The following is a 24,986-nucleotide window of genomic DNA, read 5'->3' as shown; positions in this document are numbered from 1 at the left end:
GGGCTACATTGATCTGCTCGACCACGCAGCGGCAATCTCCGAGTGAGCGTTCATGATCTCGTCGATGTGCTTGGCGTCAGCTGTGTCAACCTCCGCCCGATGTCGTTGTGCGGTGACGAGTAGCCCGTCGGGATGGCCGGGGGCACCTTGCGCAGGCGCTGATGGTGCATCCGCTTCCAAGTCTCTGATCAACTCGTCCAAACGTGTCGCGAGGAATAACTGCTTTTCCGTGCCCATAGCCGTCACGTCCATTCGTCTTCGCGCTGTACTCGATCGCTGTGCCCGGTCGCGGGCGTTGCGAAACCGGAATTCTCGGCTCTGATTTCGAGTCGCTGTCAGTGGGTACCTCCTGGATGCCCAGTTGTGGTGTTGCCGACGCGAAAGAGATGCGCATGAACGATCTGACTGTGACTGTCGAGCACCTGCGCGCTCTTCTCAGGAGCAACCCGCACGCGGAACTGGTGGCCGTCGACGGCGGTATCGCAGTCTACGAGCCGCACGAGGAAGGATTCCAATCGGACGGAATCTCCATCGTGACGCGCGAGCAACTCAGCGAGCGACTGCCGTCCGGCGGGAAATCGCCGGTCGAAAGCGAATTGACCTTGGCTGCTGCGTCATTGAGTCAGATGATCGCCGAATTGGGCGGCTGACCACCGCTCCGGGTTTGCAGTCGGAGATCGGGTTGACGGCGTGCAGGAGATTGCGGACAGCTCGGACGGCGTACTGTGGATGACATGGGTCTCACGATCCGGCGTATGCCTGACGGTCCCATGAACGTTTTATCTAAGGGGCGTCCGTCATGGCGCGCACAAACACCCTCGACTTCGGGATGGATACGCAACCGCGACACCCCGGTCAACCATTTCCTTGGCCTACTCGAACACCACGGTTTCTCCTGCGGGGTCAGGGCGCGGTGAAGTCGCATGTCGACGGTGCTTGGTTCCCATGGACCACCAACGTCACAGCGGAGCTACACGATCTGATATCAGCACTCTCATTGCGTCTTGGGCCGATTACACGGGTTACGTTCGACTGGAACACGGTGAGCACTGCGCAGCGCCGTATCGACGAGGTCGACGGACTCGAAATTCGAGGTCCGTATCCAGGTCAACCCGTAGATTTGATGTATCTCGACGACATCTTCGGTCGGCAACTCGTCTTGATGATGATTCCGCCGTATGTCGATCCGGATCGGGCCTACGACATCATGCGCCGTCTGGTGGACCCTGCGCGTGGAGACACCTATCGAGTGCCGTGAGGCGGGGTCTGTGTCACGCGCGGATACTCACCAGGCGTTGAGCGTGTCGAGGATCTGGCCGCGTGCATGCCAGAGCTCAGAGCCCCAGTACGGCCAAGAATGTGTCCCGTTGGACGGGAAGCTGTATGTGGCAGGAATACCGAGTGTGTTGAGCCGCACCTGGAACGCTCGCGTGTTGAGCAAGGCAAGTGCTTCGAGTCCGATGGCGCTGCCGGTGTTGACGAAGTCCACCGGTCGTCGGGGTTTGTCGAATTCTCCCGGCAATCCACTCGCCGCCGAAATATACATCGACAGGCCCCTGAGTTCCGGTGCAAAAACTAGGGGATCGTTACGCAACCAGGCCGAGTTCCACGGTGGGCCCCACATGGCGTCGACATTGAATGATCCGGCGCTGATCATCGCAACCCGGATCGCTTCACGCATGCCGGGTGCGGAGATGTTGAGGTACCCGGAGAATGATCCTGCGAACTTGAACTGGTCGCGGTGGTAAGCGGCCAGGGTCAGTGCTGCGCTGCCGCCCATCGAGAGGCCGAGGACGCCGTTGTTGGTCCGCGAGACGCCGCGGGTATCGAGGTACGCGGGGAGTTCCTGGGTGAGAAATGTTTCCCACTTGTAGGTGACCGGTTGGCGGTTGAGGTTGCTCGTGGAATACCAGTCGGAGTAGAAACTCGACTGGCCGCCGACCGGCATCACCAACGTGATGTTGTTTTCGCGGAACTGGTCGAATGCGTTTGTCTCGAAGCTCCAGGCATTGCGGTCATTGCGAGCACGGAGCCCGTCGAGCAGGTACAGGGCAGCGTTGCCGCCGCGAGACGCCCACTGGATCTGAACCTTGACGGGCCCCATCGAGGAGTCGACAAAAACTTCTTCGTAGCCGCCGGATGGTGCGGTTCGCACCGGTGCTGCAGCGGCAACCGAGGATCCGATCAGTCCAATCGCCAAAGGGAGAATCAGGGCGAGTGCCGCGGTTCCGGACCATCGCCGTGTACTGGACCTGCCTTGTCGGATCTGTTTCGTCAACCCTCGTTGGAAAAATCGCATTCGCGCCACTCCCGCCCCTTTAGTGGTGTGCCCGAGAAATCCGGCAGAGCTCCCGAGTACCTGCATTCTCGCGAACGGTCCGGGGCGGAGTCGGTTAATTGCGGATCCGTTACTGCATTGATACGGAAGCGGTTCGTTTGCCGCTAATGGCACTTTGGGGTCAATCGCGATGAAGCTCTCGGTCGGCGTCGACATCGGCGAGCGGCCAGCCCGCCGCCGCCAGGACTGCTGCGACGCGTGCGATGTCCTCGTCGGAAGCGCTTTGGCTTGTCACATCGGTGATTTGGGCGCTGATCTCGTCACCTCGGATTACCTGGTCACTGCTGTCGTCGATCAGTTCGGCCAGTGCAGTACCGATCGCGATTTCGCGAACCTCCGCGTCGGTGAGCCGGCGGCGAAGCAATGCCATGAGCGGGATTCGGTCCTTCGGTGGGATCCCTTCGGGATAACCGACGCGTAGCCAAGCAAGGATCGACTGTGCCAAGGATGGGATCGGTGCAGGCAATGTGACTACTTTCAGTTCGGTAGGTGCTGGGCTTCGATTTCGGTGGGGACGATGGTTTCGGTGGGGACGATGGTTTCGGTGGGGACAAGGGTTTCGGTGGAGACGATCGTTTCGGTTGTGGCGACGGCGTCGGGTCCCGGAACGTCGGCGGGAACCAGAGCGCCGTCCCAATCAGCGTTGACGTTGCTGGAATCGACGGGTTCTCTACGGGAGCGCACGTACATCCAGGTGGCCATCGCGATGAGGATTGCAAAAACCACAAGCACGCCAGGTAGTCCACCGACGATGCTTACCAGGCCCCAGCACGCGGCCCCGACGATTGCAGCGGAGGGGAGCGTGATCAACCACGCGATACCCATCCGTCGTGCGACGCTCCAGCGGACTTCGGCGCCTTTCCGACCGAGACCGGTTCCAAGGATTGAACCCGTTGCCACATGGGTTGTGGACAGTGGGAGACCGAGGTGGCTGGAGGTGAGAATGATTGCAGCGGAGGACGCTTCGGCAGCCATTCCCTGCGGTGCGGCAATCTCGACAAGGCCCTTGCCGAGTGTGCGGATAACCCGCCAGCCGCCCAGATACGTGCCCGCCGCGATCGCGAGTGCACAGGTCAACTTGACCCAGAACGGCATCGGAGCGTCGGCGGAGATGGTGCCGTGTGCGATGAGAGCCAGGAAGATGACGCCCATTGTCTTCTGGGCGTCGTTGGTCCCGTGAGCGAGGGAAACCAGTGAGGCTGAACCGATTTGCCCCAAGCGGAAGCCTCGCTCCTTGGTGTTTTCGTGGACATTCGACGTGATTCGGTAGACAAGCCATGTACCTGCTGTTGCCACCAAGCCGGCAATGAGGGGTGCCAACGCTGCCGGGATAACCACTTTGCTCACGACGCCGCTCCATGCGACGCCGTTCATGCCCAACGACGCAACTGCCGCGCCGATCAAGCCGCCGAACAGTGCATGAGAGGAACTCGACGGTATACCCAGTAGCCAAGTGGCGAGGTTCCAGATGATGCCGCCCACAAGGCCTGCGAAGACGATCGTCAGCAGCGCTTGTCCACCGACATTTCCGAGGTTCACCACACCCTTGGCTACAGTTGCGGCAACCTCGACGGAGAGGAAAGCTCCGACCAGGTTGAGCAATGCAGACAGGGCAACAGCGACCTTGGGGCGTAACGCGCCCGTAGCGATCGAGGTGGCCATCGCGTTTCCGGTGTCATGAAAACCGTTCGTGAAGTCGAACCCGAGCGCGGTGACAACAACAACCAGGAGAACGATCAGGTCCGCATTCACGTGTACTGATATTCCCGCACAGACGGTCGGTGAAACGGAATCGGAAGCCATGCTTCGATTGCTCGAGCTGAATTGTTTCTGTGGTCACTCAGACCGAACAGGAATACGCTCGATCGATGTCCCTCGGCGAAGAGAAAACTATCGCGGTAACCACGTTTCGGAAGAGCGGCGACGGCGTGGTGACACCTACCTGGGTTGTGCCGCTGTCCGGCGGCCGCATCGGATTCTGGACGTCCTCGAGATCCGGCAAAGCAAAACGGCTGCGGAACAATTCGCGGGTGACTGTGGTGCCGTGCAACAACCGTGGGAAGCCGGCGCCCGGTGCTGTGCCTGTCGCCGGGACCGCTACCTTGGTGAGATCCGGTCCCGACTTCGATGAGATTCAGAGCAAAGTAAAAGCGAAATATGGTGTGATGGTGCCGATTTCGAAATTTTTCAACAAGCTCGGCCATATCGGAAAGGGCTCGTTTCCCTATGGCGACGTGGGCGTCGTTGTCGCCGTGCAGTCCTAGTTACCGGGTCGTAGTGAGTTAGCTGACCGGGTCCAGGGTCACTTTTACCGACACGTTGCCCTTGTCGTCTCGGGTGCTCACTGCATGCCCTGTGCGGTCGATTCCCCGAATTTTGACGAGCATCCGATCGCCCTCGTTCAGGAAATTGCGCCACCAATTCTTTTTCTGGGGAAGTGCAACTCCGATGAAAAGTTCATCGTTCTTCTGGCGGTATGACACAGGCAAAGTGAATGTCTTGCCGGATTTGCGTCCGGTGTAGGTGATCTGGGCCGTCGAACCGCCGATGAGCTTTTCGACAAGCGGCACGCGCATCGCGGCGAGAACAACCTTGTTGATGGCCGCCGCAGACTTCTGGAAGGTGTTCATAGGTCCATCCTCGGTTATGTCGATGGTGCCGTCTCGAGATTCGTTCGCCAGCCTAACCCTGATTACCGCAGCGGGACTCTTATGATTCTCGGGTATCCACGGTGATCGGATCAGGGGGCAATGTGAGAACCAAGGTGGCTGTTTTTGTGTGTGCGTCAGCGGTAGTGGTTCTCACTGCGTGTGGATCGGAATCGGTCGGCGGGGCGGCGCAGTCGGGGGAGAGCGCGGAAATCTCGACGTCGACGACAACGGAGCCATCCGTACCCGACGTCTGTGCGGGACGGTTGCGCTGCATAGATGTGGCGCTCGCGGACGTCGATGGGGACGGCCAAGACGATTCGATCGGCCGAGTCGACGATCAGATAGTGGTTCTCACGATGGTCGGCGCCGAAGCCCAGGTGGCGGCGACCGAGTCCACCATGCTCTCGGATCCGGCGGTTCAACGAACCGGTGGATTTGTCGGAGCGTGGGACATCGACGGGAGTCCCGGGGCTGAAGTAGTCATCGCCACATCCGATCTCGGGGGCAGTGCCGCGTACAAGGTCTGGTCGTGGGAGGACTCGATACTCGCGGTGATGTCGCCGCCGGTCTCGCTGCACGAAGGCAACCCGGTTGAGTGGAAGCTGCACCGCGGCGAGGGTTACGACACTGCTGTCCGCTGCACCGGCGACATCGATCGACCGATCGAGGTGTGGACCTTCACCTCGCCGTACGGCGGATCTACCGGCCGGCCGTCGATGAAGGTCACCTCCTACAGCTATGACGCTGCCAACGGAGGCGTGACCGGGGACGGATCGATGTTCGGCGAAGAGGAGACTTTCAGTGCGGAGCCGCAGAATCTTCGGCAGCTGACTGGCTGGCCCTGGCTGTGTGGCGACAATGCCGTCGAACCCGCGACGGTGTCAACGCTCCAGTGCGGTACCGCTTCCCAGAACACTGCGATCGCGAATGCCGTCGCGCAGGTTCCTGCCGATTCCAGGATCCCCGGTATCGAATGGATCTTCATGGGGGACACGAACTTCGATCCGTGTGCCGACCTGAGCTATGCCGTCGTCGAAACCAAGGGAGGCACGGGCAGTTCGCCGGAGCACGTGATGTTTTTCCATCGCGGTGAGTACCTCGGAACTGCGACGTCATGTGCGTTCGGATTCACCACAGTGGTCGATTCCACAAGCGCGAGTGCAACGGTCCAGTACAGGTGGCCGCGCGGTATGGACTCGAACGCAAATCCGAGCGGCTTGGCGACCGCTACTTTCGTCTGGGGCGGGAACGAGGTTGCCATGCAGAACGATCTGCCGGCCGAGCTGATGAATATGAGCGGCTGTAACTAGGGTTCTGGATATGGCGACTGAAAAACTCTTGCTCGAGGCGGGAGCTCCGCAGAACTACCTGGGGCACGACGAGATCATCCAAGTTGCCGACCCGGCTATCCGATCCTTGGCGCAACAGTTGCGTCAGGAGTCGGACAACGAGACTGCGTTCGCCACGGCCGCATTCGAATGGGTGCGAGACAATGTCGGGCACTCCAACGATGTTCAGGATCCGAGAGTGACGTTGACCGCGACGGAAGTTCTCGAAGCGCGGGTGGGACTCTGCTACGCCAAGTCCCACTTGCTGGCCGCACTGTTGCGATCCGAGGGAATTCCGACTGGGCTCTGCTACCAGCGACTCGTGGATCGCGACAGTTTCGTGCTCCACGGATTGGTCGCGATCTATCTCGAAGGATCCTGGCATCGCCAAGATCCGCGCGGAAACAAGGTCGGGGTGGACGCGGAATTCTCACTTGGCTCGGAAAGGCTTGCCTGGCCGGTCGATCCGGCGCTGGGGGAGATCGACTACCCGCAGGTATTCGCGTCGACTGCGGCGTGTGTTGTCGACACACTTCGCGGTGCGACCAACGTTCTCGACCTTCTGGACGGGGGCTTACCGAGAGCACTGGATGCGTGAGTTTTTCGGGCCCACGGCTACATGGTGAAATTTGAACTGTGGTCTTAGCTTGGCTGCGTCTCGGCGCGATAGGTAATACGTCCGGACTTGCGGCGGGCCCGGACAACTCGGCGGAGGAAAAACATCGCGGGGTAGCCGGGCCGCCAATTACGCCGACCCGGCTGGTACCTACACCAAACGAAGGTGAGCTCTCATGCTGGCTAGCTGTTTAACCAGCACGAGTCGACGCTCTGAGAGTCGCCGAATGGCGTCGACGTCACCTGCGAGTTGGGCACGGTTCAGTAGAAACTGACACGTGTCCAGTTGATCCCTGAGGTTCATCCGTTGCCGCCACCTTCGATCACGTTGTAGGTACGTTTTGACACTGTCAGTGGAAGGCGTGATATGCGCGGGCAGAATTACCTACATAGGTACCTACTTTTTTCTGATCCTGCGCTCGCAAAATCAGGAATCAGTTTGTGCGTCTCGGTGAGCCGGGTTACATAGTTATTCGATCTGTAGTTACATATTTTGGTCATGTGTCACAATCGCGACATGCTGATTGTTGAAATTTTGACGGGCTGGACGGCAACCGCGGCCTTTCTTGCTGTTTGGTTAGGCCGCGCGATCAATCATGCTGATGCGGAAGGAGCGCTCCGCGCCTGGCGGTGATCAACCTTGGCGGTGAGCACGACTGGCTGCGGCGAGGTTTTAATCTTGTTCGACCTTCCGTACGTGAGTGTTGGTCGCATCGAGTCCGATCTTCCGTGCATTGACCAGTCGAAGCGTGGGCACCGGATCACCCGTGGTGTCATCGATCAACGTCGAGTGTGGTTCACCGTCGATGAAGGCGTGCCGTTCACCCCACTGCCGCAAACTTACGATCACCGTGAACAGATCCATGCCACGCTCCGTCAGCACATATTCGTTCCGGGTCCCCTTCTCGTTTGATCGAGCCTCCAGAATTCCTTGCTCGACAAGCCCTTTCAGCCTGTCCGTCAGAATGTTCTTCGCGATACCGAGGTTTCGCTGAAACTGACTGAATCTCCGTGTGCCGTCGAAGGCGTCTCGCACGATCAGCAGTGACCACCGGTCGCCGACGATGTCGGTCGTCCTTGCGACGGGGCAGTGCGAGTCCGTCCACTGAGTGTGAGTAGTCATCAAGCCTCTTCAGGTGGTTGCGTTTTAAAACCGTTTTGCCGTAGCTTAAAAATGGTATCAAAACGCAACCAAATGAGGTGGAAGATGGTCGATCGTGTCGTACGCGAAGTCATGCCGGCCAAGCCGAGAATGTTCCGGGGACTTCGCATCCTGCTAGCCGTGCTCTGCGGGGTCTCGGTGGCGAACATCTATTACGCCCAGCCGCTTCTCGAACAGATCGGATCGGACCTCTCTCTTCCCACGGCAGCCCTCGGACTGGTCGTTGCACTCGCCCAACTCGGCTACCTGGTGGGGTTGATCCTGCTGGTACCACTGGGTGATCTGGTGGATCGCAGGAAACTGATTGCATCCCAGATCGCCGCTGCGGCAACAGGAACGCTTCTTGTCGCCTTCGCCGCCACGAACACGCAACTGCTGATCGGCATCACCGTCGCAGGCGTGTTCTCGGTAGTCGTTCAAGTCATCGTCGCTTACGCTGCGGCGATCAGCGCCCCCGATGAACGGGGAACAAACATCGGTGTCATCACCAGCGGCGTGGTGGCGGGCATCATCCTCGCCCGCACTATAGCCGGGATGGTTTCTGATCTGGCCGGCTGGCGCACGGTCTACTTGGGGTCTGCCGTCATTTCCATCCTGATCGCCGCCGTCGCCGTGACGATGTTGCCAAAAGACGTACGTTCGCGGCCCAAACAGGGCACGTATGCGCGCGCAGTCGGGTCAGTCGTGACACTGACGACTACGAACCGGATATTTCGTACCCGGGCAGTGATCACCTTGTTCCTGTTCGCGTCCTTCGATGCACTGTGGAGCGGCATGGCCCTGCCGTTGAGCGAGGAGCCGTGGCGGTTGTCGACAACACAGATCGGGCTGTTCGGTATCGCCGGACTAGTCGGGGCACTGGGCGCGGTCGGCGCCGGTCGGTGGGCCGATCAGGGGAAAGCGCAGAGCGTCACGGGCGCGTCCCTGGTTGTTCTCGTGCTCTCGTGGGTATTGAGCGCGCAGGCGACGCACTCTCTTGTTCTGCTCGTAATCGGCGTGATCGTGCTGGATTTTGCCGTCCAGGCCGTGCATGTCACGAGCCAGAACCTGATCGTCGCGGATGCACCGGAATCAGCTGGCCGGATCATCGGCAGTTACATGGTGTTCTATTCGTTGGGCAGCGCAATCGGAGCGATCTCGACGACTGCGGTTTTCCATGCTGCTGGTTGGGGTGCTGCGAGCGTGCTGGGTGGTGCGTACGCTGCCGCTGCCCTGAGCGTGTGGATCATCGACCGACTGCGCGCGGCACCTGTCGCTGAACCTGGCGACGGACGCAGACAAGTCCACCCGCTCTGCGATCGATGGTGCGATCGCGGAGCGGGTGGACTCGGCTGAAGGTACTGCGGACGGAGGGCTAGACCTGCGAACTGCTGTGCAGGTCAGCCACTCCACCGGGATCACACGTCGTAGTAGAGCTCGAACTCGTACGGGTGCGGACGCAGGTTGACGGGAGCGATTTCCTGCTCACGCTTGAGCGAGATCCAGGTCTCGATCAGGTCGGTGGTGAAGACGCCACCCTCGGTCAGGTACTCGTGATCGGCTTCGAGGCGGTTGATAACCGTCTCGAGGCTGGTCGGAGCCTGCGGGATGTTGCGAGCCTCCTCCGGGGGAAGCTCGTAGAGGTCCTTGTCGACCGGAGCCATCGGCTCGATCTTGTTCTTGATGCCGTCCAGGCCGGCCATCATCTGCGCGGCGAAGTTGAGGTACGGGTTACCCGAGGAGTCGGGTGCGCGGAACTCGAGACGCTTTGCCTTCGGGTTGTTGCCCGTGATCGGGATACGGACAGCTGCCGAGCGGTTGCGCTGGCTGTACACGAGGTTGATGGGAGCTTCGTAGCCCGGCACCAGACGGTGGTACGAGTTGATGGTCGGGTTGGTGAAGGCCAACAGCGACGGAGCGTGGTGCAGGATGCCGCCGATGTAGTGGCGAGCCATGTCCGAGAGGCCTGCGTAGCCGGACTCGTCGTGGAAGAGGGGCTTGCCGTCCTTCCACAGGGACTGGTGGACGTGCATGCCCGAACCGTTGTCACCGAAGAGCGGCTTCGGCATGAAGGTGGCGGACTTGCCGTGCTGCCAGCAGGTGTTCTTGACGATGTACTTGAAGAGCTGCAGGTCGTCAGCAGCTGCAAGCAGCGTGTTGAACTTGTAGTTGATCTCCTGCTGTCCGCCGGTGCCGACCTCGTGGTGGCCGCGCTCGAGCTCGAAGCCCGCGTTGGTCAGGTTGGTGGAGATTTCGTCGCGCAGGTCCACATAGTGGTCGTACGGAGCGACGGGGAAGTAGCCACCCTTGGCGCGAACCTTGTAGCCGAGGTTGGGGGAGCCGTCGGCGTTGGTCTCAGCGCCGGTGTTCCAGGAACCGGAAACCGAATCCAGCTCGTAGAAAGCGGAGTTCATGCCGGAGTCGTAACGAACCGAGTCGAAGATGTAGAACTCGGCCTCGGCGCCGAAGAATGCGGTGTCCGCGATGCCGGTGCTGACCAAGTACTCCTCGGCCTTACGGGCAACGTTGCGCGGGTCGCGGCTGTAGGACTCACGGGTGAACGGATCGTGGACGAAGAAGTTGATGTTGAGGGTCTTCGCCTTGCGGAAAGGGTCGATCTGGGCCGTGGTGACGTCCGGGAGCAACATCATGTCGGATTCGTGAATCGACTGGAACCCGCGGACGGACGAACCGTCGAACGCAAGGCCGTCTTCGAACACGTCCTGGTTGAAAGCAGACGCAGGAATCGAGAAGTGCTGCTGTACGCCAGGCAAGTCGCTGAAGCGAATGTCGACGTACTCGATGTTCTCGTCCGCGATGTACTTTATGACCTCTTCGGCCGTGGTGAATGCCACGCTTGTGCTCCTTAAGTCGCTTCAGCCAACTGTATGAAAGGTTGAATCCGTCGAGCCAGACGGTAGGTATCTGGTGTTGCCCGCTCGTCAACCCTTTGTTTCGGCAGTGTTACACGTCGAATTGTCCTGGGGATTTCCGAAATCTGTGTGATCAGCTGCACAGTTAAAACACGGCAATCTGGACTACGGTGCTACGACGCCTATCCTGGACAGCATGGCACGTATCACCGGAACTTGGCTCTCGGGGCCGCAAGCAGCTTTGCCGAAGAACGCCGACGGACGTGAGCAGGCGTACCGCGGCGAGAATCTTGGCTTCCCCCAGGACGGACCGGGATCGCTTGTCGGCTCTGGCCGACGCCTGGGTGCGCTCATGATCGACTGGGCCATGGCGGTCGGCGTTGCCTCACTGATCACCGGAGATTTTTTCGACGGCCAGACGTCGACCATCACCTTGATCGTGTGGTTCATCGTGGGCGTCCTCACGGTGACCCTCTTCAACTTCACTCCCGGGCAATTTGTCATGGGCCTGCAGGTGGCGCGAATCGAAGGACCCATCCGGGTCGGCTTTGTTCGAGCTCTCGCTCGCCAGGCTCTACTTGTGTTTGTCATCCCGGCAACAATCACCGACATCGACGGACGCGGAATGCAGGACCGAGCGACGGGCACGCTCCTGGTTCGCTCGCGCTGACAATTCGATCGAACAAAAAATGACCCGAGTCCATGACGGACTCGGGTCATTTTTGTACGGGCGGAATCAGCGGCGACGAATCGTGCGCTGCATGCCCTTCATCTTTGCGCCGCCGGGCATCGGGCCCTTCGGCAAGGCTGCTCCGCCGCCGCGTGCGCTCAATGCAGCGAGGCGGCCCTCGATGTTGTCCATGCGCTTGGTGTCGATGTTGCGCGGCAGCTTGTTCAGGTAACGCTGCAGCTGCGAGAGCGGAACCTGGCCCTCGTCGTTGCCGATGATGATGTCGTAGATCGGGGTGTCGCCGATGAGGCGGGCTGTCTTCTTCTTCTCCTGAGCGAGGAGGCCCTTGACGCGCTGCGGAGAACCCTCGGCGACGAGGATGACGCCCGGCCGTCCGACGACACGGTGAACGGCGTCGAGCTGGGTGGTGCCGGCGACGGCGTTGGTGACGCGCCACGCGCCCTGCATGTTGTCCAGCGCCCAGGCAGCCGCGCCGGCCTGGCCTTCAGCCTTCTTGTACACCGATTTCTGCACGCGGCGACCGAAGATGATGAAGGCACCGAGAATGCCGAGAACGAGGCCGATGGGCAGCAGGAACCACTCGATGCCCCAGATGAGACCGACCAGGAAGAAGACCAGAGCAGCGCCCACCAGGGTGCCGATCATCAGCGGCAGAAGGAGCTTGTCGTCCTTGCGCTGCATCTGGAATGCCTGCCAGAGCTGAGTTCTGCGTTCCTTGGAAGCCTGCTTGCGGGCAGCCTTCGCTGCAGCCTTTGCCTCTTTGGTGGGTTTGCCCTTACCGGATTTGCTGCCGTTCGCCATGTACCCAGGATACGTCCATTGCTGTGCGCCTTTACTAACCGCCCGCGGTTAATAAAGGCGCACAGCAAAAAGTGGATCAGCGATTCAGGCGCGCCATGAGCGAGCTGGCTTCCTGGGAAGCGTCTCCGCCCTCGGTCAGATGGCGCTGCGCCTCGGGAAGTTCGCGGCCGTGATGGGCCATGGCCTGCGCGTACAGGCGGCCGGCGCGGTACGACGAGCGAACCAGCGGCCCGGCCATGACGCCGGCGAAGCCCATTTCTTCTGCGGCTTTGGAGTGTTCGACGAACTCTTCGGGCTTGACCCACCGCTCGACGGGGTGGTGCCGCGGTGAGGGGCGCAGGTACTGGGTGATGGTGAGGATGTCGCAACCGGCAGCGTGCAGATCGGCCATCGCTTCGGTGACCTCTTCGGGGGTTTCGCCCATGCCGAGGATGAGGTTGGACTTGGTGACCAGTCCGTACTCGCGGGCGGCGGTGATGACGTCGAGGCTGCGCTGGTAGCGGAAGGCCGGGCGGATGCGCTTGAAGATGCGGGGGACGGTCTCGAGGTTGTGTGCGAGTACCTCGGGACGCGATGCGAAGACCTCGTCGAGAAGTTCAGGCTTGCCGTTGAAGTCCGGCACCAGGTTCTCGACGCCGGTGCCCGGGTTGAGTTCGTGGATCTTGCGGACTGTTTCGGCGTAGAGCCAGGCGCCGCCGTCGGGGAGGTCGTCGCGGGCGACGCCGGTGATCGTGGAGTATCGAAGTCCCATGGCCTGAACGCTTTCGGCGACGCGGCGTGGCTCGTCGCGGTCGAGGGCCTCGGGCTTGCCGGTGTCGATCTGGCAGAAGTCGCAGCGGCGGGTGCACTGCTCACCGCCGATGAGGAAGGTAGCTTCGCGGTCTTCCCAGCATTCGTAGATGTTGGGGCAGCCTGCTTCTTCGCAGACGGTGTGCAAACCTTCGCGCTTGACCAGGCCCTTGAGCTCCGAGTACTCCGGGCCCATCTTTGCGCGGGTCTTGATCCAGTTGGGTTTGCGTTCGATGGGCGTCTCCGCGTTTCGGATCTCGAGGCGGAGCAGCTTACGTCCTTCTGGGGCGATAGTCACGGGACGATCCTACGCTCGGTGATTACTGCAACGGGGTTCGGGCGAGCCTGTCAGCTGTACTGAACGGTAGTAAAAGTCGGGGTAGGCGAAGCTTTCTCGAAGGTGACTCGCTCGATGTCGCGCACCGTGACGGGCAGGTTGCCGTCCAGGGCAGCGATGATCGCTTCGGTGACCGCGGGAGTGACCTCGGCGACGGTGACGTCTCGGTCGAGTTCCTGCGACAGCGTCGTCACTCCCGCGTCTCGGATGCCGCACGGAATGATGTTGTCGAATCCGGTCAGGACCGAGTTGCAGTTCAGCGCAAAACCGTGCAGCGCGACGCCGCGTTGGACGCGCACGCCGATGGCGGCAACCTTGCGTTCGGGCTTCCACTGGCCGCCGGACAGTTCAGCGGGCAGCCACACACCTGAACGGCCGTCGATTCGGCCACAGGTCACGCCCATGTCGGTGCAGACAGTGGTCAGCGCTTCCTCGATGAGTCGGACATACCGCACGACGTCGACGGGTTCGGCGAGCTTCACGATCGGGTACCCGACCAGCTGACCTGGTCCGTGCCACGTGATCTTTCCGCCGCGATCGACATCGATGACAGGAGTGCCGTCGACAGGACGATCTGCGGGTTCCGTGCGTCGCCCCGCCGTGTACACCGCAGGATGCTCGAGCAAGAGCAGCCTGTCCTGTCCGATGTTGTCCGCACGATCCGCAGCCAATTCACGCTGGCGATCCCATGCCGCTGTGTAGTCGATCAATCCGAGATTGTCGACGGCGATCGGCAGTTGCGACAATCGTGCGGATCCGGCAGCGCTACTCATGGCACTAGAGATTACGCCCGATTGCGAAGTCAGTTCAGTGCGGCCACCAGCGCTTCGCCGATTGTGTTGTGGCGGAACGTGAATCCTGCATTTTCGAGCGCCGACGGTATAGCGCGTTGGCCACCCAGGACGCCACTTTTCGCGAACTCGCCGATCAGAGCTTCGAGGGCGAACCCCGGCACGATCCACGGCGCCGGGCGATGCATGATCCGCGACATCGCGTCGTTGAACTGTGCATTGGTGACCGGTGCCGGTCCGGTCAGATTGACGGGACCGGAGAGTGCGGGATTGGTGAGGGCGAATTTGATTGCGTTGCACTCGTCTTCGAGTGATATCCACGGAAAGTACTGTCGGCCGTTGCCCAACCGTCCACCGAGGCCGAGTGAGTAGATCCGACGCAGACGCCCGAGCATTCCGCCATGCGGCGACAGGACGACACCCGACCGCAGGTTCACCACCCGAGCGCCGCCTTTGCGGGCCGGTTCGGTGGCGAGTTCCCAGTCACGACACGTCGTCGCGAGAAAGTCGGTGCCGGCGGGGGAATCTTCGTCGACGATGCGGTCCCCGGTATCGCCGTAGTAGCCAACAGCGCTGGCATTGGCGAGAACTGGAATCTTTGCCGTCGCGACGGCGTCGGCCAACACGTCTGTCGCACTGATGCGACTGTCACGAATTTCCTGCTTGTAGGAACCGGACCACCGTTTGTCGCCGATTCCGACGCCACAGAGGTTGACGACGGCATCGGCGCCTTGCAGCACCGACGTGTCGAGGCGGTCACGATTGGGGTCCCATCGGGACTCGTCGGGACCGGTGGTCGGGCGACGCACCAGACGCACCACATCGTGGTTGTCGGAGCGTAACGAGGACACCAAGGCCGTTCCGATCAGACCGGACGAACCGGCGACGACTACTCGCATTCGGAAAATGCCTCCTTCGATCCAGCGGGGTTCTCACTCCGACCGTACTGAAAAAGCCGGGGCGCCACCTCCTGATGGAGATGACGCCCCGGCCGGAACAACAGTTGCTTACAGACCCAGGTCAGCTTCGAACGAGGCTTCTTCCAACCGCTGCTTGACAGTGGTGAGGAATCGGCCGGCGTCGGCGCCGTCCACCAGACGGTGATCGTAGGTCAGCGGCAAGTAGATCATCGAACGAACGCCGATGGACTCGTTGCCGTTTTCGTCGGTGACCACCATCGGACGCTTCACAATCGCGCCGGTTCCGAGCATGGCTGCCTGCGGCGGGACCAGGATCGGGGTGTCGAACAGCGCGCCCTGGCTGCCGATGTTGGTGATCGTGAACGTTCCACCCGACAGCTCGTCCGGCTTCAGACCGCCCGAGCGTGCGCGCTTCGCGATGTCCGCGATGGCGCGAGCCAAGCCGGCCAAGCCGAGGTCACCGGCATTGTGGATGACGGGGGACAGCAGGCCCTGATCGGTGTCGACTGCGATTCCGAGGTGCTCGGAGTCGTAGTACGTGATCTGCTTTGCCGTCTCGTCGTAGCTGGCATTGATGTTGGGGTGCGACTTCAACGCCTCGACAACAGCCTTGGCGAAGAACGGGAGGAACGTCAGGTTGACGCCTTCACGCTCGATGAAGCCGGCCTTTGCACGGGCACGCAACGCGACGATCTTGGTGACATCCACCTCGAAGGTCTGCGTGAGCTGCGCGGTGGTCTGCAGCGATTCACGCGTCTTGGTGGCCGTGATCTGGCGGATCCGGTTGGCCTTCTGCGTTGTTCCGCGCAGATGAGCCAGCTCGGGGCGGACGCCTGCAGTGGCCTTGGCTGCCGGAGCGGCTGCAGCAGCGGCGGGTGCTGCCGGGGCAGCGGCGGCCGGAGCCTTCTTGGCTTCTGCGGCGGCAAGGACATCCTGCTTACGGATGCGTCCACCGACGCCGGTGCCGGTGACAGTGGCGAGGTCGACGCCGTTGTCGTTGGCAAGCTTGCGGACCAGCGGGGTGACGTACGGGCTGCTGTCACCCGATGCTGCGGGGGCAGCCGGAGCGGCTGCGGGAGCCGTAGCTGCCGGGGCTGCCGGAGCTGGTGCTTCAGCCTTGGGTGCGGGCGCTGCTGCCGGTGCTTCGACCTTGGGTGCGGGAGCGGCGGGGGCTGCAGGTGCCGGTGCTGGTGCTGAGGGAGCTGCCGGTGCTGCCGGTGCTGCGGCTGCGGGAGCGCCGGATCCGATAACAGCCAGCTGGCCACCGATGTCTACGGTGTCGTCCTCGTTGGCGCTGATCTCGAGAAGAATTCCGGCAACAGGCGACGGGATCTCCGTGTCGACCTTGTCGGTGGAAACTTCGAGAAGCGGTTCGTCGACGGCAACTTCGTCGCCCACGGCCTTGAGCCAACGGGTGACGGTTCCTTCGGTGACAGACTCGCCGAGGGCGGGCATCGTCACGGGGGTGCCTTCGGCTCCGTTGCTGGGGGCGGCTGCCGGTGCTTCTGCTGCGGGCGCGGGGGCTGCTTCTTCTGCGGGCGCCTCTGCGGCCGGCTCTTCAGCGGCGGGTGCCGGTGCTTCTGCTGCGGGTGCTTCACCAGCTTCGCCGATGACAGCGAGCTCGCCACCGATATCCACGGTGTCGTCTTCTTGCGCGACAATCTTGGTCAGGACGCCGGCGACCGGAGATGGAATCTCGGTGTCGACCTTGTCCGTGGAGACTTCGAGCAAGGGTTCGTCGACTTCGACCGTGTCTCCTTCCTGCTTGAGCCACCGTGTGACAGTTCCTTCGGTGACGCTCTCACCTAGGGCTGGCATCTGGACGGAGAAGGCCATGTCTTTTGACTCCTCGACAGTTGTGTTCGGGTTGTTTTATTTGTCGACTTGTGGTCGTTAGTGCATTGTGCTCGAGTTGCGCGCGACGTGCGGCTACTTGTAGCTATTTTGTGCCGATGTCGACGCGCGGGCGCGGCGTCACCGTCGTTCATCTTTCCATTGATACGCCGGGCGCGTCCGCTGAGGGGGATGCCACCGGGTTTCGGTGTGTCGCTACTCGTCAGTAGGTCCAGCATGTAACGCGCGTATGGGACCAAACGGTATGTCTTGTGCCGGTGACAGCAGTTGAATGCTGGCAAACTTGACATACGGCCGGGGTTCTTCCGCGGTCTCGGCACCGAGGAGGGATCCACGCGTGGGGTTGTTCGATCGATTCAAACGCCGACCCAGTGCAGGGCAACTGGCAGCCCAGAGCGACGCAGAGCACCTGGCCAACTGGGCTCATGCGCACGAAGGCGTCGAAGCCTTCGTGGAGCCGGAAACAACAGTCACCGAGGTCACCGTTGTCCTGGTCGACAAGTCCGGGGAATGGACGCGTCGCCGGGTAGGCGGTGAGCGTGGTGCCCGCAAACTTGGTCTGGACCTGAAAATTCCCGTGTACGACGTCCGTAAAACGGGATATCCGCAGCGCATGCGCGATCACGACGAGCGTCTGCGCATCGAACGTAAACGCGCTCGCACGCAGGAATTGCGGGACGGGAGCTGACTTGCTGTGCGCCTTTGTCCACCGCGGGCGGATGACAAAGGCGCACAGCAAAGGGATCAGCCGTTGACCGAAATGTCCTCGAGGACCGAGATCATCGTGCGAACCGGAACACCCGTGCCGCCCTTGCCCGTGTAACCCCACGGACCGGCGGTGTTGTAGGCCGGGCCGGCAACGTCGATGTGCGCCCACTGCACGCCCTCGGGAACGAATTCCTTCAGGTAGTGAGCCGCCGCCAGCATGCCGCCCCACCGGTGGGGAGTGACGTTCGCCATGTCGGCAACCTTGGAATCGAGGTCGCCGCGCAGTTCCTCCGGCAGCGGCATCGCCCAGGCGTTCTCGCCGATGCTCTGCGAGATGGATGCAACACGGTCACGGAATTCGTCGGTCCCCATGACACCGGGAGTGCGGTTGCCGAGGGCGACCATCTGCGCACCGGTCAGAGTGGCGGTGTCGATCATGTAATCGGGGTTGTCTTCGCCGGCGCGAACCATGGCGTCGGCGAGAACCAAGCGACCCTCTGCGTCGGTGTTGATGACCTCGACGGTGATTCCGCCGTACTGGGTCAGCACGTCACCGGGACGCTGCGCGGTGGCCGACGGCATGTTCTCCGCCATCGGGATGTAAGCGACGACATTGACGGGCAGGCCGAGCTTCGCGGCGAGAACCACGGTCGCGATGACGGCCGCTGCGCCGCCCATGTCCGAGGTCATGTTCTCCATGCCTGCGGCCGGCTTGATGGAGATTCCACCGGTGTCGAACGTGATGCCCTTGCCGACGAGCGCAACCTTGGACGCGCCGCGCTTCTTCGACGCGTACTCCATCCGGACGAGACGCGGCTGGCGTGACGATCCCTTGCCGACGCCGAGGATTCCGCCGTAGCCGCCCTTGGCGAGTGCCTTCTCGTCCAGAATCTGAACCGTCAGACCGGCGTCGACGCCGAGTGCCTTGGCGCGGTCCGCGAACTCTGCCGGGTAGAGATGGCTGGGGGGAGTGTTGACGAATTCGCGTGCGGTTGCGACTGCTTCGGCGATAGCGGCCGAACGCGTCAGAGTTGCTTTGGTTTCCTTGGCGCGCGGCGACGTGACGAGGAGTTCGACGCGGGCGAGGGGTTGCGCGTCGGGTCCGGGCGCGGACTTCGACGACTTGAACTCGGTGAAGGTGTACGCGCCGAGCGCAAATCCTTCGGCTGCGGCGGCGAGATCGAGGACGGACAGCGTCGTCGCTGCGGTGTCGATTCCCGACAATGCGCGTGCAGCGGCACCAGCCGACTTACGGATCTGCTCGCTACCCAGCTTCTCGGCCGAACCGAGGCCGACCGCGAGAACACTGACCACGGGGAGATCACTCGGCGCGGGGATTCGAGTGAGCTGCTCCGGCTTGCCCGTGGCGCCGACGGCGATGAGGCTGTCGAGTACTTCGGCCAGAACATCCTCGTCGACGATGCCTTCGCTGAGTGCGAGTTCGGGGCCGTCGGGACCCGATGTGAGACCGACCACCAATACGTCGGCGCGCTTGCCGAGCTTGCCGGCGAGAACCAGGTCGGGTCCCAATGATCGGGCTGTGCGAGTGCTCAAGATGTCTCCTGCGTGGTGAGTGTGCGATGCGTCCGGTTCGGGCGGACGCCTGAGTTGATGGTAGGCCCAGAGTGCGTCGGTGCGTGTCTGCGGCGAACATGTTTCGGCGACGGAAGTCCGATAGGTTGTGGGCCATGACCGACGAACAACTCTTGCAGGGTCCGATCCACGCTGTGCACGTCGAACTGGGTGCGACGTTTGCCCCGTTCGGTGGCTGGCAGATGCCGGTGTCGTACTCCGGCGTCGTAGCCGAACACACTTCTGTCCGTGAGAATGTCGGCCTGTTCGACGTCAGTCACCTGGGCAAGGCCGTGGTGCGCGGCACCGGTGCTGCGGCGTTCGTGAACTCGGCGCTGACCAACGATTTGGGCAAGATCGGTCCGGGCAAGGCGCAATACACGTTGTGCTGCAACGAGTCCGGTGGCGTCATCGACGATTTGATCGTCTACTACGTCAGTGACGAGGAGATCTTCCTCGTGCCGAATGCGGCAAACACTGCAGATGTTGTCGCAGCGATGGTGGCGCTCGCGCCGGACGGAATCACCGTCGAAGATCAGCATCGTGAGTACGGCGTGCTCGCCGTGCAGGGTCCGAAGTCCGTTGACGTTCTGACTGCGCTTGGCTTGCCTACCGACATCGAGTACATGGCGTTCGAGGATGCGCAGTGGAATGGTGTTCCGGTTCGCGTGTGCCGCAGTGGCTACACAGGTGAGGTCGGCTACGAACTTCTGCCGCGCTGGGCCGACAGCGAACCGCTGTTCCGCGCGCTTCTCGAGGTTGTCGAGGCTCAGGGTGGGCAGGCCGCCGGGCTCGGCGCGCGCGACACACTGCGAACCGAGATGGGCTATCCGCTGCACGGGCATGAGCTTTCGCTCGAAATCTCGCCCCTCGAAGCTCGCTGCGGATGGGCTGTCGGCTGGAAGAAGCCCACGTTCTGGGGCAAGGAAACCCTGGTCGACGAGAAGGCTGCCGGTCCGGCGCGCAAGTTGTGGGGTATCAAGGCACTCGACCGCGGTGTGCTCCGTGCGGGACTGAGTGTTCTGCGAGACGGCGAACCCGTCGGGGAGACCACGTCCGGAACGTTCTCGCCGACGCTCAAGGTCGGAATTGCGTTGGCGCTCCTCGATTCCGGTGTGGGAATCGCGGCCGGTGACGAGATCGAGGTCGACGTCCGCGGACGTGCGCTTCGGTGTGTTGTCGTGTCGCCGCCGTTTGTGGAGACCAGCACCAAGTAAGGGGATTGTGCGCGTTCGATAGGATTGCGGCCATGACTGGTGCCGCCAATTTCGTTCGTGTCCAGAGTTCGACCCCGAAGTCCGACGCCGAGCGCCGCGACATCTTGGCGGCGCCCGGTTTCGGGAAGTACTTCACCGATCACATGGTCTCCATCGATTACGTCGAGGGCAAAGGCTGGCACAACGCTCAGGTGTTGCCGTATGGAAACATCGAGCTCGACCCAGCGGCAATGGTCCTGCACTACGGTCAGGCCATCTTCGAAGGGCTCAAGGCCTACCGCCAGCCGAGCGGCGACATCAGCTCCTTCCGCGTCGAGGCCAACGCCGAGCGGTTCGGGGCTTCGGCCCGTCGCCTCGCGATGCCCGAGTTGCCGACCGAGATGTTCGTGGACTCCATCACCGAGTTGGTCGACGTCGACATCGAGTGGGTTCCGGCAGCCGGCGGCGAAGACGCCCTGTACCTGCGTCCGTTCATGTTCTCGACCGAAGCCGGCCTCGGTGTGCGTCCCGCCATGGAATACCGCTACCTGCTGATCGCATCACCCGCTGGCGCGTACTTCCCGCGTGGCGTCAAGCCGGTCAGTGTGTGGCTGTCCACCGAATACGTGCGCGCTGCACCCGGCGGAACGGGCGCAGCCAAGTTCGCGGGCAACTACGCGGCTTCACTCCTTGCCCAGGCACAGGCTGCTGACGAAGGCTGCGACCAGGTGGTGTGGCTCGACGCCATCGAGCGCACCTACGTCGAGGAAATGGGCGGTATGAACCTGTTCTTCGTCTTCGGTTCCGGCCCCGATGCACGCCTCGTCACTCCGTCGCTCTCGGGTTCGTTGTTGCCCGGTATCACCCGTAATTCACTGCTGACACTGGCAGCCGACTCGGGCTTTGCCGTCGAAGAGCGCAAGATCAGCACCGACGAGTGGCGCACCAAGTGCAAGAGCGGCGAGATCACCGAGGTATTCGCTTGCGGCACAGCGGCAGTCATCACACCGGTCGGTCGCGTCAAATCCGCCGAGGGTGAATTCACCATCGCCGACGGCGAGCCTGGCGAGGTCACCATGGCGCTGCGTGACACCCTCACCGGCATTCAGCGTGGCACGTTTGCCGACACCCACGGCTGGATGACCAAGCTTTACTAGTCATTGGCTCGCGCGGCGAGACGGCGGCAGAAGAAACGCCGTAATCTCGTCGCGCGCTGCGATGGTTCAGATTCCGAGAGTTAGCCCGACGGCAGTGATCGTGACGGTTAATTCCAGCGTAAATCCGAGGACATCGCCGTTGAGGCCGCCGAACCGGCGGACGCAATGACGCACGCAGGCAACGCTGATCAGTAGCGCAACGACGGCGACAAGTGGTCCGAGCCACCATCGATCTGTCACCAGAATCGATGCGGCAATCAGGGGAGCGGTCCATACGGCAGCGGCCCACCACGGCTGCGAATCGGCAACCAGTGCACCGAATCCGGTGGCGGCCGACGCGGGAATCCCTCGGCGGCAAGCAAAGACGACGGCAACTCGGCCGGCAGCGACGGCGACGACCACGCCGGCCCAGTGCGGCGGGGAGTCTGCCGCTGCCAGCACCCCGAACGATACTGCTTGCAGCCCAAGGAATATGAACAGCGCGGCCACCCCGAACGGCCCCGCGCCGCCACTGTGCATGACCTCTCGGGCTCGCTCAGGTGGGCCGTAGCACCCCAAACCGTCGACAGTGTCGGTGAGGCCGTCGACGTGCATGCCACGGGTTCCCAGTGCGAGCGCCCCTACGGTCAGTAGGCCAGCAAGATAGGGGTTGAGGCCGATGCTGGTCGCGCCCCACAAGAGTGCGACGGCAAAGGCTCCGAGTGCGATCCCGGTGAGGGGCGCCGCTGCGATAGCGCGCCGGCCGGCCGAGCGGTCGATGTTCGACGGACCGCGTACCGGCAGTACCGTCAGCCAGGAAAATGCCAGTGGCACACCGGAAAGCGCGCCGGCCATGGTCAGTCCGCCGTGTCTGTCTTGGTGAGATCGATCGAATCGGGTTCATCGGCGGGTTTGCTGCCCTCGGTGCTGACGCCGGCTTCGCTGAACGTAGCCATCTTCGCGAGGATCGCCACCGCGCCCTGCAGGATCGGCAGCGCTGTCACTGCGCCGGAGCCTTCGCCGAGTCGCATGTCAAATTCGACGATCGGCGTCAGTCCCATGCGCGTCAAGGCAATGGTGTGTGCGGGTTCGGTGGAGCGGTGTCCGGCCACCCACCAGTCCCGGGCGCCGAATGCCAACTCGTCGGCAGCCATGGCCGCAGCGGTCACCACAACGCCGTCAAGGATGACGGGAGTGCGACGCGACGCTGCCTGGGCGAGGAAGCCGGCCATTGCGGCAAGATCTGCGCCGGACACCGTTCGCAGCAGTGCGACGGTATCGCGGACGTGAGGCCGGGCGCGGCGCAGTGCGTCACGGATCGCCGCCGTCTTGCGGATCCAGCCTGCGTCGTCGATGCCGGTGCCGCGGCCGACTGCTGCGACAGGCTCTGTGTCCGTCAGGGCCGCGATCAGTACCGTGGCGGGTGTCGTGTTGCCGATTCCCATGTCGCCGGCAATGAGAAGATCTGCGCCGCCGTCGATTTCCTCGTCCGCAATAGCTCGGCCGGCTGCGATGGCCTGCAGAGTTTCGTCATGGGTGAGGGCGTCTTCGCGATCGATCGAACCGGAGGAGCGTCGAACCTTGTAGTTCGAGACCGCGGGATCGGTATCCACTTCCACGGCGATGTCGACAACGCGCACACTGGCGCCGGCAACCTCGGCGAGTACGTTTACCGCTGCGCCGCCGCCGAGGAAGTTGGCAACCATCTGCGCTGTCACTTCAGGCGGGTAGGCAGAGACGCCGTTGCGGGCGATGCCGTGGTCACCGGCGAAGACGACCACGCGGGGACGGACGAAAGCATGTGGGGGACAAACGCCTTGGCAGGCTGCAGCCCAGCCGGCCAGTGCCTCCAACCGGCCCAGCGATCCGGCAGGCTTGGTGAGGTCGAGCTGGCGAGCATCGGCGAGCGCCCGAACGTCGCGATCCGGCGGGGTAACCGGCTCGAACTCCGCGCTACTGACAGCCGCGCTACTGGTGGAGTTCGCTTCGGTGCTCACTTCGTGCCTTCCGGTTGTGCAACAGTAATTTTCACGCTGAGGGCTCTTTCAAGACGAGTGGTAGTCCTGCGACAACCAGCACAACACGATCGCACACCGCTGCGACGCGGGCATTGAGCGAGCCGATTTCGTCGCGGAACAACCGGCCCGATCGGGTTTCCGGGATGACGGCCAAACCAACTTCCGGGCTGACCAGGACCAGTGATCCGCGGTAGTCGCGCACACTCTCGATCAGTGCATCCACCGCGGGTGTGATGGTGCCGCGTGGCGCATCCCAGGCATCGCGTCGATCGAATTCGCCGGTCAACCACGTACCAAGGTCGTCGACCAGGGTGTCCGCCGAATTGTCGTAGCGGAGCGTGCGGTCCAGATCACCGTCAGCCGCGGTCTCGACAGTCGACCAGTGCGCCGGCCGCCGGATGCGGTGCTGGTCGATGCGGTTTTCCCAGTCGGTGTCGGTGTGGTCACGCCGAGCTGTGGCGACGTAGCGAACCGGCGATCCGGGAGAAAACAAAGCCTCGGCGTGCGCGGACTTACCAGACCGCGCGCCGCCGAGGACCAGAGTTCTGACAGGGTTCGACACGCTCAGATTGCGTCGCCGGGTCCCACGCGGGGCTTCGGCGCGCGAAGCTTGCGGATCTGCGACGCGCGGACAAACGCGTACCAACCGAGCTTGAATCCGCCATCGGTGCTGTCGGGGAAGCGCTCCGCGACGCGGTTGTTGATCATGCGTCCGAGCCAGATGCCTTCACCGACCATGAACAGCATCATCACGAGCATGGCAAGGGTGACGATCGCCTGCAGCTGCGGGGTCACGAACATCGTCATGATCAGGACGAGGGCCAGTGGCATGAACAGGCCGACGAGGTTGCGACGGGCGTCGATGAAGTCGCGAACATACGCGCGGACGGGTCCCTTGTCGCGGGGGAGGAGGTACTTGTCTTCGCCGGCGAGCATGCGCGCGCGACGGTCTGCCGACGATGCACGGCGCTCGGCAGCTTCGACCTTGCGCTCTTCCTTGGAGCCGCGTGTCGCTTTTCGGCGTGCGCGAGCTTCCTTGGACGTCAACGGAGCGGGCGCGACCGGTCCACGCTTCTTGGCTTCGGCGTCGCGACGCTTGGGTGTGGGGCGACCCTTGCCCACCTGCTCGGTGGACACCTCGTCAGAGGCTGAGGACGCCTCAGTGACCTCGACGTCATTTTTGTCGGAGTTGTCTGAGTCACCGCGGCGTAGCAATTTCACCCCTCC

The 24,986-nt window shown here is 62.4% G+C and carries 27 protein-coding genes; 10 read left to right on the top strand and 17 right to left on the bottom strand.

The genetic code is table 11. The features are described from left to right. Nucleotides 1-3 precede the first annotated feature (3 nt). Entirely contained in the window at nucleotides 4-237 is a 234-nt protein-coding gene (locus V2B23_RS18460; RefSeq protein ID WP_430951683.1) for a hypothetical protein, read from the bottom strand. Nucleotides 238-392: 155 nt separating this feature from the next. On the opposite strand from V2B23_RS18460, the gene V2B23_RS18455 reads away from it, so the two are divergent. Continuing rightward, a complete protein-coding gene (locus tag V2B23_RS18455) occupies nucleotides 393-650 on the top strand; it encodes a hypothetical protein (RefSeq protein ID WP_430951682.1) in 258 nt (85 codons plus the stop codon). A gap of 149 nt (nucleotides 651-799) precedes the next feature. After that, the gene (locus V2B23_RS18450) at nucleotides 800-1,258 is read left to right on the top strand and encodes a DUF5994 family protein (RefSeq protein ID WP_430951681.1); all 459 of its coding nucleotides are present in this window, start codon (nucleotides 800-802) and stop codon (nucleotides 1,256-1,258) included. A 27-nt stretch (nucleotides 1,259-1,285) separates the two neighbouring features. Here the strand turns inward: V2B23_RS18450 and V2B23_RS18445 are convergent, their stop codons facing one another. The 3 genes from V2B23_RS18445 to V2B23_RS18435 form a co-directional block, all read right to left on the bottom strand. Further along, the gene (locus tag V2B23_RS18445; protein WP_430951680.1) at nucleotides 1,286-2,299 is read right to left on the bottom strand and encodes an alpha/beta hydrolase; all 1,014 of its coding nucleotides are present in this window, start codon (nucleotides 2,297-2,299) and stop codon (nucleotides 1,286-1,288) included. 160 nt (nucleotides 2,300-2,459) lie between these two features. Then, nucleotides 2,460-2,804 carry a DUF3349 domain-containing protein gene (locus V2B23_RS18440; RefSeq protein WP_430951679.1) on the bottom strand — a complete coding sequence of 115 codons (345 nt, stop codon included), beginning with the start codon at nucleotides 2,802-2,804 and terminating at the stop codon, nucleotides 2,460-2,462. Nucleotides 2,805-2,815: 11 nt separating this feature from the next. Beyond that, complete coding sequence (locus V2B23_RS18435) at nucleotides 2,816-4,090, bottom strand: inorganic phosphate transporter (RefSeq protein WP_430951678.1); 1,275 nt, start codon at nucleotides 4,088-4,090, stop codon at nucleotides 2,816-2,818. Between the two features lie 116 nt (nucleotides 4,091-4,206). On the opposite strand from V2B23_RS18435, the gene V2B23_RS18430 reads away from it, so the two are divergent. Next, entirely contained in the window at nucleotides 4,207-4,602 is a 396-nt protein-coding gene (locus V2B23_RS18430) for a PPOX class F420-dependent oxidoreductase (RefSeq protein ID WP_430951677.1), read from the top strand. Between the two features lie 18 nt (nucleotides 4,603-4,620). On the opposite strand, the gene V2B23_RS18425 is transcribed toward V2B23_RS18430, so the two are convergent. Next, nucleotides 4,621-4,968: a hypothetical protein gene (locus V2B23_RS18425; RefSeq protein ID WP_430951676.1), complete on the bottom strand. Its 348-nt coding sequence runs from the start codon at nucleotides 4,966-4,968 to the stop codon at nucleotides 4,621-4,623. A gap of 122 nt (nucleotides 4,969-5,090) precedes the next feature. On the opposite strand from V2B23_RS18425, the gene V2B23_RS18420 reads away from it, so the two are divergent. Beyond that, nucleotides 5,091-6,299 (top strand): LppP/LprE family lipoprotein, encoded by a 1,209-nt coding sequence (locus V2B23_RS18420; RefSeq protein ID WP_430951675.1) that lies wholly within the window; start codon nucleotides 5,091-5,093, stop codon nucleotides 6,297-6,299. A gap of 10 nt (nucleotides 6,300-6,309) precedes the next feature. Then, nucleotides 6,310-6,915, top strand: coding sequence for a transglutaminase-like domain-containing protein (locus V2B23_RS18415; RefSeq protein WP_430951674.1), 606 nt, complete (start codon nucleotides 6,310-6,312; stop codon nucleotides 6,913-6,915). 690 nt (nucleotides 6,916-7,605) lie between these two features. Here the strand turns inward: V2B23_RS18415 and V2B23_RS18410 are convergent. Beyond that, the gene (locus V2B23_RS18410) at nucleotides 7,606-8,055 is read right to left on the bottom strand and encodes a winged helix-turn-helix transcriptional regulator (RefSeq protein WP_430951673.1); all 450 of its coding nucleotides are present in this window, start codon (nucleotides 8,053-8,055) and stop codon (nucleotides 7,606-7,608) included. Between the two features lie 84 nt (nucleotides 8,056-8,139). Between V2B23_RS18410 and V2B23_RS18405 the strand changes: the two genes are divergently transcribed. Further along, nucleotides 8,140-9,429 carry an MFS transporter gene (locus tag V2B23_RS18405; RefSeq protein ID WP_430951672.1) on the top strand — a complete coding sequence of 430 codons (1,290 nt, stop codon included), beginning with the start codon at nucleotides 8,140-8,142 and terminating at the stop codon, nucleotides 9,427-9,429. A gap of 62 nt (nucleotides 9,430-9,491) precedes the next feature. Here the strand turns inward: V2B23_RS18405 and glnA are convergent, their stop codons facing one another. Next, entirely contained in the window at nucleotides 9,492-10,928 is a 1,437-nt protein-coding gene (gene glnA, locus V2B23_RS18400) for a type I glutamate--ammonia ligase (RefSeq protein ID WP_021344608.1), read from the bottom strand. Nucleotides 10,929-11,142: 214 nt separating this feature from the next. On the opposite strand from glnA, the gene V2B23_RS18395 reads away from it, so the two are divergent. Beyond that, nucleotides 11,143-11,616: an RDD family protein gene (locus tag V2B23_RS18395; protein WP_430951671.1), complete on the top strand. Its 474-nt coding sequence runs from the start codon at nucleotides 11,143-11,145 to the stop codon at nucleotides 11,614-11,616. A gap of 66 nt (nucleotides 11,617-11,682) precedes the next feature. On the opposite strand, the gene V2B23_RS18390 is transcribed toward V2B23_RS18395, so the two are convergent. From V2B23_RS18390 to sucB, 5 genes are all read right to left on the bottom strand, one after another. After that, the gene (locus tag V2B23_RS18390; RefSeq protein ID WP_138869149.1) at nucleotides 11,683-12,438 is read right to left on the bottom strand and encodes a DUF4191 domain-containing protein; all 756 of its coding nucleotides are present in this window, start codon (nucleotides 12,436-12,438) and stop codon (nucleotides 11,683-11,685) included. 76 nt (nucleotides 12,439-12,514) lie between these two features. Then, nucleotides 12,515-13,525, bottom strand: a complete 1,011-nt coding sequence (gene lipA / locus V2B23_RS18385; protein ID WP_378661632.1) for a lipoyl synthase — start codon at nucleotides 13,523-13,525, stop codon at nucleotides 12,515-12,517. Nucleotides 13,526-13,575: 50 nt separating this feature from the next. Continuing rightward, nucleotides 13,576-14,337: a lipoyl(octanoyl) transferase LipB gene (lipB, locus tag V2B23_RS18380; RefSeq protein ID WP_430951670.1), complete on the bottom strand. Its 762-nt coding sequence runs from the start codon at nucleotides 14,335-14,337 to the stop codon at nucleotides 13,576-13,578. A 29-nt stretch (nucleotides 14,338-14,366) separates the two neighbouring features. After that, nucleotides 14,367-15,254, bottom strand: a complete 888-nt coding sequence (locus tag V2B23_RS18375; protein WP_430951669.1) for a TIGR01777 family oxidoreductase — start codon at nucleotides 15,252-15,254, stop codon at nucleotides 14,367-14,369. A gap of 108 nt (nucleotides 15,255-15,362) precedes the next feature. Continuing rightward, the gene (sucB, locus tag V2B23_RS18370; RefSeq protein ID WP_430951668.1) at nucleotides 15,363-17,111 is read right to left on the bottom strand and encodes a 2-oxoglutarate dehydrogenase, E2 component, dihydrolipoamide succinyltransferase; all 1,749 of its coding nucleotides are present in this window, start codon (nucleotides 17,109-17,111) and stop codon (nucleotides 15,363-15,365) included. A 355-nt stretch (nucleotides 17,112-17,466) separates the two neighbouring features. Between sucB and V2B23_RS18365 the strand changes: the two genes are divergently transcribed. After that, on the top strand, nucleotides 17,467-17,817 hold the full coding sequence (locus V2B23_RS18365; RefSeq protein WP_430951667.1) for an oxidoreductase: 351 nt from the start codon (nucleotides 17,467-17,469) through the stop codon (nucleotides 17,815-17,817). 56 nt (nucleotides 17,818-17,873) lie between these two features. On the opposite strand, the gene V2B23_RS18360 is transcribed toward V2B23_RS18365, so the two are convergent. Beyond that, complete coding sequence (locus tag V2B23_RS18360; protein WP_430951666.1) at nucleotides 17,874-19,391, bottom strand: leucyl aminopeptidase; 1,518 nt, start codon at nucleotides 19,389-19,391, stop codon at nucleotides 17,874-17,876. A gap of 134 nt (nucleotides 19,392-19,525) precedes the next feature. Between V2B23_RS18360 and gcvT the strand changes: the two genes are divergently transcribed. Next, on the top strand, nucleotides 19,526-20,626 hold the full coding sequence (gene gcvT / locus V2B23_RS18355; RefSeq protein ID WP_430951665.1) for a glycine cleavage system aminomethyltransferase GcvT: 1,101 nt from the start codon (nucleotides 19,526-19,528) through the stop codon (nucleotides 20,624-20,626). Between the two features lie 32 nt (nucleotides 20,627-20,658). Further along, nucleotides 20,659-21,762, top strand: coding sequence for a branched-chain amino acid aminotransferase (locus V2B23_RS18350; protein ID WP_430951664.1), 1,104 nt, complete (start codon nucleotides 20,659-20,661; stop codon nucleotides 21,760-21,762). Nucleotides 21,763-21,828: 66 nt separating this feature from the next. Here the strand turns inward: V2B23_RS18350 and V2B23_RS18345 are convergent, their stop codons facing one another. From V2B23_RS18345 to V2B23_RS18330, 4 genes are read right to left on the bottom strand one after another with little or no spacing between them, the layout of a single operon-like run. After that, nucleotides 21,829-22,596 carry an adenosylcobinamide-GDP ribazoletransferase gene (locus V2B23_RS18345; protein WP_430951663.1) on the bottom strand — a complete coding sequence of 256 codons (768 nt, stop codon included), beginning with the start codon at nucleotides 22,594-22,596 and terminating at the stop codon, nucleotides 21,829-21,831. Between the two features lie 2 nt (nucleotides 22,597-22,598). Further along, the gene (cobT, locus tag V2B23_RS18340; RefSeq protein WP_430951662.1) at nucleotides 22,599-23,738 is read right to left on the bottom strand and encodes a nicotinate-nucleotide--dimethylbenzimidazole phosphoribosyltransferase; all 1,140 of its coding nucleotides are present in this window, start codon (nucleotides 23,736-23,738) and stop codon (nucleotides 22,599-22,601) included. Nucleotides 23,739-23,769: 31 nt separating this feature from the next. After that, nucleotides 23,770-24,321 (bottom strand): bifunctional adenosylcobinamide kinase/adenosylcobinamide-phosphate guanylyltransferase, encoded by a 552-nt coding sequence (gene cobU / locus V2B23_RS18335; protein ID WP_430951661.1) that lies wholly within the window; start codon nucleotides 24,319-24,321, stop codon nucleotides 23,770-23,772. Nucleotides 24,322-24,323: 2 nt separating this feature from the next. Further along, on the bottom strand, nucleotides 24,324-24,980 hold the full coding sequence (locus tag V2B23_RS18330; RefSeq protein WP_430951660.1) for a DUF3043 domain-containing protein: 657 nt from the start codon (nucleotides 24,978-24,980) through the stop codon (nucleotides 24,324-24,326). Between the last annotated feature and the right edge of the window lie 6 nt (nucleotides 24,981-24,986).

It is taken from the genome of Rhodococcus sp. 24CO, from assembly GCF_050586165.1.
Lineage (GTDB): Bacteria > Actinomycetota > Actinomycetes > Mycobacteriales > Mycobacteriaceae > Rhodococcus_F.
Note: the sequence above shows the minus strand (reverse complement) of the source record. Positions and strands in the feature narration are given on the sequence as shown.

Excerpts from the sequence above, each read along its gene's own strand:
- V2B23_RS18460 (WP_430951683.1), bottom strand. The coding sequence starts at position 237 with ATGGGCACGGAAAAGCAGTTATTCCTCGCGACACGTTTGGACGAGTTG.
- V2B23_RS18455 (WP_430951682.1), top strand. The coding sequence starts at position 393 with ATGAACGATCTGACTGTGACTGTCGAGCACCTGCGCGCTCTTCTCAGG.
- V2B23_RS18450 (WP_430951681.1), top strand. The coding sequence starts at position 800 with ATGGCGCGCACAAACACCCTCGACTTCGGGATGGATACGCAACCGCGA.
- V2B23_RS18445 (WP_430951680.1), bottom strand. The coding sequence starts at position 2,299 with ATGCGATTTTTCCAACGAGGGTTGACGAAACAGATCCGACAAGGCAGG.
- V2B23_RS18430 (WP_430951677.1), top strand. The coding sequence starts at position 4,207 with ATGTCCCTCGGCGAAGAGAAAACTATCGCGGTAACCACGTTTCGGAAG.
- V2B23_RS18425 (WP_430951676.1), bottom strand. The coding sequence starts at position 4,968 with ATGAACACCTTCCAGAAGTCTGCGGCGGCCATCAACAAGGTTGTTCTC.
- V2B23_RS18415 (WP_430951674.1), top strand. The coding sequence starts at position 6,310 with ATGGCGACTGAAAAACTCTTGCTCGAGGCGGGAGCTCCGCAGAACTAC.
- V2B23_RS18410 (WP_430951673.1), bottom strand. The coding sequence starts at position 8,055 with ATGACTACTCACACTCAGTGGACGGACTCGCACTGCCCCGTCGCAAGG.
- V2B23_RS18405 (WP_430951672.1), top strand. The coding sequence starts at position 8,140 with ATGGTCGATCGTGTCGTACGCGAAGTCATGCCGGCCAAGCCGAGAATG.
- V2B23_RS18395 (WP_430951671.1), top strand. The coding sequence starts at position 11,143 with ATGGCACGTATCACCGGAACTTGGCTCTCGGGGCCGCAAGCAGCTTTG.
- V2B23_RS18390 (WP_138869149.1), bottom strand. The coding sequence starts at position 12,438 with ATGGCGAACGGCAGCAAATCCGGTAAGGGCAAACCCACCAAAGAGGCA.
- lipB (WP_430951670.1), bottom strand. The coding sequence starts at position 14,337 with ATGAGTAGCGCTGCCGGATCCGCACGATTGTCGCAACTGCCGATCGCC.
- V2B23_RS18375 (WP_430951669.1), bottom strand. The coding sequence starts at position 15,254 with ATGCGAGTAGTCGTCGCCGGTTCGTCCGGTCTGATCGGAACGGCCTTG.
- sucB (WP_430951668.1), bottom strand. The coding sequence starts at position 17,111 with ATGGCCTTCTCCGTCCAGATGCCAGCCCTAGGTGAGAGCGTCACCGAA.
- gcvT (WP_430951665.1), top strand. The coding sequence starts at position 19,526 with ATGACCGACGAACAACTCTTGCAGGGTCCGATCCACGCTGTGCACGTC.
- V2B23_RS18350 (WP_430951664.1), top strand. The coding sequence starts at position 20,659 with ATGACTGGTGCCGCCAATTTCGTTCGTGTCCAGAGTTCGACCCCGAAG.
- V2B23_RS18345 (WP_430951663.1), bottom strand. The coding sequence starts at position 22,596 with ATGGCCGGCGCGCTTTCCGGTGTGCCACTGGCATTTTCCTGGCTGACG.